Annotated in this window: 4 protein-coding genes; all 4 read left to right on the top strand. The window is 66.8% G+C overall.

Annotated features, from left to right (window positions below):
- The first annotated feature begins 203 nt into the window (after nt 1–203).
- The 4 genes from CJ177_RS46410 (at nt 204) to CJ177_RS49105 (ending at nt 5,433) form a co-directional block, all read left to right on the top strand.
- Nucleotides 204–974 (top strand): TnsA-like heteromeric transposase endonuclease subunit, encoded by a 771-nt coding sequence (locus CJ177_RS46410; protein WP_095871089.1) that lies wholly within the window; start codon nt 204–206, stop codon nt 972–974.
- Nucleotides 975–1,051: 77 nt separating this feature from the next.
- Entirely contained in the window at nt 1,052–3,064 is a 2,013-nt protein-coding gene (locus CJ177_RS46405) for a Mu transposase C-terminal domain-containing protein (protein WP_257015110.1), read from the top strand.
- Complete coding sequence (locus CJ177_RS46400; protein WP_257015109.1) at nt 3,058–4,083, top strand: TniB family NTP-binding protein; 1,026 nt, start codon at nt 3,058–3,060, stop codon at nt 4,081–4,083. The genes CJ177_RS46405 and CJ177_RS46400 overlap by 7 nt, the downstream gene beginning before the upstream one ends.
- A gap of 6 nt (nt 4,084–4,089) precedes the next feature.
- Nucleotides 4,090–5,433, top strand: coding sequence for a TniQ family protein (locus CJ177_RS49105; protein WP_095871088.1), 1,344 nt, complete (start codon nt 4,090–4,092; stop codon nt 5,431–5,433).
- Nucleotides 5,434–5,513: the final 80 nt, after the last annotated feature.

The following is a 5,513-nucleotide window of genomic DNA, read 5'->3' as shown; positions in this document are numbered from 1 at the left end:
TGTCCTGTGACAGTCGATCGTCCTTTTTGTCAGTGAATCTTGCTCGTTCCCGTTTCTCTGCCAGTACAGTTTGCTCGGTCTGTTATTGCTGGGGAGTAGGGGTGGGTTCGTGGGCTGTCGTGTCGTGACGCTGGTGGGGTGCCCTTGCGGACCAGGCCGGTTGCCACCGGCTGGGGAGGAACGGCTGAGCGAGCGCTGATCAGGTGGGCGACGCTGTGCTGGCGTTGGATCGTGTTCCGGCCGACGATTTCGGGTTCACGCTGGGTCTGCGCGATGCAGTGGGCGGGGATCGATTGGTGCGGCTGGGGCAGTGCGGTCACTTGACGCTGGAGCAGGCCGCGCCGGTGCGGACGTTCCGCTGGTCGCGTGGGCTCGGTCATTTCCCGGGGTGGTGGTGGTCGGTGACAACCGGCCACCACGTGGGCTACGAGTCCTGGCTGGAACGCGATCACGTCCGCGCGCTCGATTACGACCGAGACGTCGTCGGCCTCGCGTCGCAGCCGTTCTGGCTGCATTGGAACGACGGCAGACGCAAGCGCCGCCATGCCCCGGACTATTTCGCTCGCTTGGCCGACGGGTCGGGGGTGGTGATCGATGTCCGCGCCGATGACGCGATCGAGCCGAAGGACGCCGAAGCGTTCGCGGTCACGGCGCAGGCGTGTGAGCAGGTCGGCTGGCGGTATCGGCGAGTGGGGGTCTTGGATCCGGTGCTGGCGGGGAACCTGCGGTGGCTGGCACGGTACCGGCATCCGCGGTGCGCCGGCCGGGCCGAGATCGGGCAGCGGCTGCGGGAGGTGTTCGCGTCACCGGCGCCGCTGCTGGCGACCGCAGAGCGGGCCGGAGACCGGATCGCGGTGCTGCCGGCACTGTTTCACCTGATATGGCAGCAGGAGCTGGTGGCCGATCTGGCGGCCGCCCGGTTGGGCCCGACCACGCTGGTGACGACTGCGGGTTCCGTCGGTGGTGCTCGGTGAGCGGGGGCTCCGCGCCTCGGCGGCCTGCGCGGCTGTCGATCGGTGATCGCGTGCGGCTGGCGGGAACGTTGCACACGGTGATCGCGGTATCTGGAACACGGATACAGCTGGCGGACACCGGCGGTCAAGTCACCGAGGCCGGTCTGACCGACCTATTGGCGGCCGGAGACTTCGAGGCGGTGAGTGCGCCGGCGCAGGGTCCGGTTCCCCCGTCCACGCTGTTGGACGGGTTGCCGGAAGCTGTGGCGGCGGAGGCGTTGTGGTGGGAACAGCACATCGTCGAGGTGTTGCGCGGAATCCCGCCGCAGGCCCCGGCGGGGACCAGGCCGAAACCGGAGTACGACCCGGAGCGGGTGTCGCTGACCCGCCGGGAGCAGGCCAAGGCCGCGGAGCTGACCGCGGCCGGTCGTCCGGTGACCGCGAGCGCGATCACCAAACGCCGACGCCGCTACGAAGCGCGCGGGCTGGCCGGGATGGTCGATCATCGGATCGACAAGCCCGTCACTGCGCACGGGCGGGCCGATCCGCTGGTGGTGGAGGCGCTGCAGCAAGCGATTGCCGAGGCGACGCAGGAGTCCTCCCGCACGGCCACCTACCTGTTCTGGCGGACCGGCCAGATCCTGGAGGACACCCACGGTCCGGGCGCCGTTCGGTTGCCTTCGCTGCGTAGCCTTTACCGGTTGCTGGAGAAGCTGACGGCGGGCAAGCACACCACCGGATCAGCTCGCACCCGCCGGTCGCTGGCCGATCGCCCGGACGGGCCGTTCGGCGAGGCGGACGCGTGGGCGCCGGGTGAGGTGATGCAGATCGACTCCACCCCGCTGGACGTGCTGGTCCGCCTGGACGACGGCGTCGTGGGCCGGATCGATTTGACCGGCATGATCGATGTCGCGTCCAGGACCGTGACCGCGGCGGTGTTGCGTCCGACGACCAAATCGGTGGACGCGAGCGTGCTGCTGGCCCGCACCGTCACGCCTGAACCGATGCGGCCGGGCTGGTCGCAGGCGCTGGCGATGTCGCGGTCGGCGCTGCCGTTCGAGCGGCTGCTGGACATCGATGCCCGTATGCAGCACGCCGCGGCCCGGCCGGTCGTCATTCCCGAGACGATCGTGGTCGATCAGGGGAAGGTGTTCATCTCCCGCAACTTCCGGTCCTCCTGCAACTTCCTGGGCATCAACTTCCAGCCCGTCCACGACGCATCCGGTTGGGAAAAGGGGCATATCGAGCGGATGCTCGGCTCGGTCGGTACTCTGTTCGCCCAGTTCGTCGCGGGCTACACCGGATTCAACGTCGAACGCCGGGGCCGCCACGTCGAGCAGCAAGCGGTGTGGTCGGTGATGGAGTTGCAGGAGCTGCTGGACGAGTGGCTCGTGGCAGCCTGGCAGAACCGGCCCCACGAGGGGCTTCGTGACCCCGTCCATCCGGGACGGATGTTCAGCCCGAACGAGAAATACGCCGCGCTCGTCGAAACCGCAGGCTATGTCCCGGTCGCACTGTCGGCAGACGACTACGTCGAACTGCTGCCCGCGACCTGGCGGGCGATCAACGCCTACGGCGTGAAAATCAGCCATCGCACCTACGACGACAAAGCCCTGAACCCGTTGCGGCACCAGCGATCCGGCATGACCAATCATCGGGATCTCTGGGAGATCCACTACGACCCCTACGACGTCTCACGCATCTGGGTCCGCAACCACTGGAAAGGCGGCTGGATCACCCTGTTCTGGAAGCACCTGCACCGCGTCGCAGCACCGTTCGGGGAACTGGCCTGGGACCACACCCACCGCGCCCTACCGACCGCGACCGAAGAAGAAGTCGCCGACGCTGTCGCCGACCTGCTCAAACGGGCCCACCAAGGACCTTCCGACAGTGATGGAAAGAGCTCGGCGAAACTCAGCCGCCGAGACCGCCGGGTCGCCGCGCGCACCAAGGCCAGCTCACCGGCTGCCCCTATCCAACCGCAGCCCGCACCGCGAGAGAGCATCGACGAGGAACCGGACCCAGTTCGCACCACTCGTCCGGACAAGGGCGCCAAGGTGATACCGCTGCCGATCTTCGACCCCTTCACCGAGGCGGACAAACGATGGTGACCCGCACCGGATCCGATGAGGAATCCGGTGATGGCGACTACGGGCACCTGCAGCTGACCACGCTGGACGGGTGGCGCAGCTTCGTCACCGAGATGCACACCGCGCCGAACCTGCTGCCCACAGCGATGTGGACGGGCCTGCCCGAGGACAAACGCGACTACTACGACGATGATCGCATCAATCACCATTCCCGGTTGCTGGTGGTCCAGACACCCACGATCCGCCAGGTCATCACCTCCGGTCGCCGCCTGGTCCAGCTGAACCGCAACGCCCACTACGGGCGATGCGGCCTGATGGTGTCCGGGCCCGCCAGAACCGGTAAGACCACCGCCCTGACCCAGCTCGGCAAGACCGTCGAGGTGATCCACCGGCGGCGCCACCCCCACGCCGCGGACGACATTCCCGTCATCTACATCACCATCCCACCCGCCGCCACCCCGAAGATGATCGTGATGGAGTTCGCGCGGTTCTTCGACCTGCCGATCTCGCGGCGCGCCAACATCACCGACATCGCCGACGCGGTCTGCGGCGTGAGCCGTGACGCCCGCGTCACCCTGGTCGCAGTCGACGAACTCCATAACCTCAACACCCGCACCCGCGCGGGCGCCGAAGCATCCGACACCTTGAAATACCTGAGCGAGAGGGTCCCCGCCACGTTTGCATATGCCGGGATCAGCCTCGACCGCACCGGGCTGCTGTCCGGCACCCGCGGCGAGCAGATCGCCGGCCGGTTCGGCATGGTCCGCACCAGCCCGTTCAGCCAGGACCAGCAATGGACCGCGCTCATCGCCGCCTTGGAAGACAGTCTGCGACTACATCAGCATCGGCCTGGATCGCTGCCCGAGCTCGACCGCTACCTGCACAGGCGCACCCACGGAATGATCGGAAGCCTGCTCTGGCTGATCCGCAGCGCGGCGATCAACGCCGTCCTCGACGGCACCGAGAAGATCACCAAGAAGTCCCTGGATGCCGTCGACGCCGACATCACCTCCGAATCCCCGGCCCCTCCCGTCGGATAAGCGGCGATGCCCAACATGCTGCCCCGAGATCGAGCCGAGCTGATACTCGCCCTGGGAAAGGCCGGATGGTCGGTGAGCGCCATCGCGGGGCAGCTCGGCTACAGCCCGACGACGATCCGCTCTTACCTGACCGGGCGCAAGACGCCCGGAGTCCGAACCGCACGCCCCCGCCTGCTCACCGGTGCCCTGGCCGACTACAGCCGCCAGCGCCTCACCGAAGACCCGCAGCTACGGCCCAACGCCCTGTTCAACGAGTTGAAAGAACTCGGATTCCAAGCCAGCAAAGCGACCTTCTACCGCGAGATACAGCAGCTCAGACAACCCAGCGGACAGCCGACTCACCCGAACCAGGATCTTCTCGACCTGGTCAGCCGATCGCGCCTGCTCACCGATGCTCTGGCCGACTACGGCCGTCTGCGCCTCACCGAGGACCCGCAGCTACGGCCCAACGCCCTGTTCAACGAGTTGAAGGAACGCGGACTCAATGCCAGTAAAGCGACCTTCTACCGCGAGTTACAACAGTTCCGGCAACCCGTCGAACAGCCGGCTCTCCCTCGCCCACTCGGCCGTCCGGGCGAGCACACGGTCGTGCTGCCGCGACCGATCGCACCGATCACGGGGGAATCTCTGAGCTCCTACCTGCCTCGGCTCGCCCGAGCCAACCACCTCACCCTCGCCGAAGTCCTGGCCGCACTGCCGTCCTGGTTCTCCACGAAAATCAACAACTCCGACGAACTCTCCCAGCACCACATGCTCGTCCCCGCGACCACCGACGCGCTAAACGCACTCGCTCGTCTCGCCAGAACAACCCCACAACACCTTGCCGGGGCACTACCAGCCTTCGGCGCCACACACACCCGCGGACCGGTCCGCGCTACCACCGCCTGCCGCTACTGCACAGCCCGCCGCGGCGTCAGTGACCCCATCCCCGTTCACCTACCTGTTCACCTGAAAGTCTGCACGCACCATGGCATCTGGCTCAGCGATGCTCGTCACCCCAACCTCGACGTCACCGTCTGCCCCGAAATCATCACAGCCCAGCATCGCGCCAACCGGCTCCTGCGCCGATACACACCCCAGCAGCTCGTTCTCGCTCACGAAATCGCCGTCACGGCCATCCCGTCCTGGCCGACCTCTCAGGCCGCCATCCCACGCCACTGGAGACACCGACTGCTCACCCTCCAGACTGTCAACCAACACCGCGGCATCGGCACCGACCACGAGGCCTACACACGCGCAGCGAAATACCCCGACGCCATCGCCCTCGTTCCCGGGATCCTCAACATCCGAGCAAACGAGCAAGATCCAATGGCAAACTCACCCGATCCCAGGGCTCCCCGACAACCTTGACCAGCACTCGGTTTGCCAATCAAATTTCCTTACCGCAGGTCAGGGCGCACACATCAAGGACGATTCGCTGACACAGGACA

This window comes from Rhodococcus sp. ACPA1 (assembly GCF_002300195.1).
In the GTDB taxonomy this organism is placed as follows: Bacteria; Actinomycetota; Actinomycetes; order Mycobacteriales; family Mycobacteriaceae; genus Rhodococcus_F; species Rhodococcus_F opacus.
This window is presented reverse-complemented; position numbering and strand designations above follow the sequence as displayed.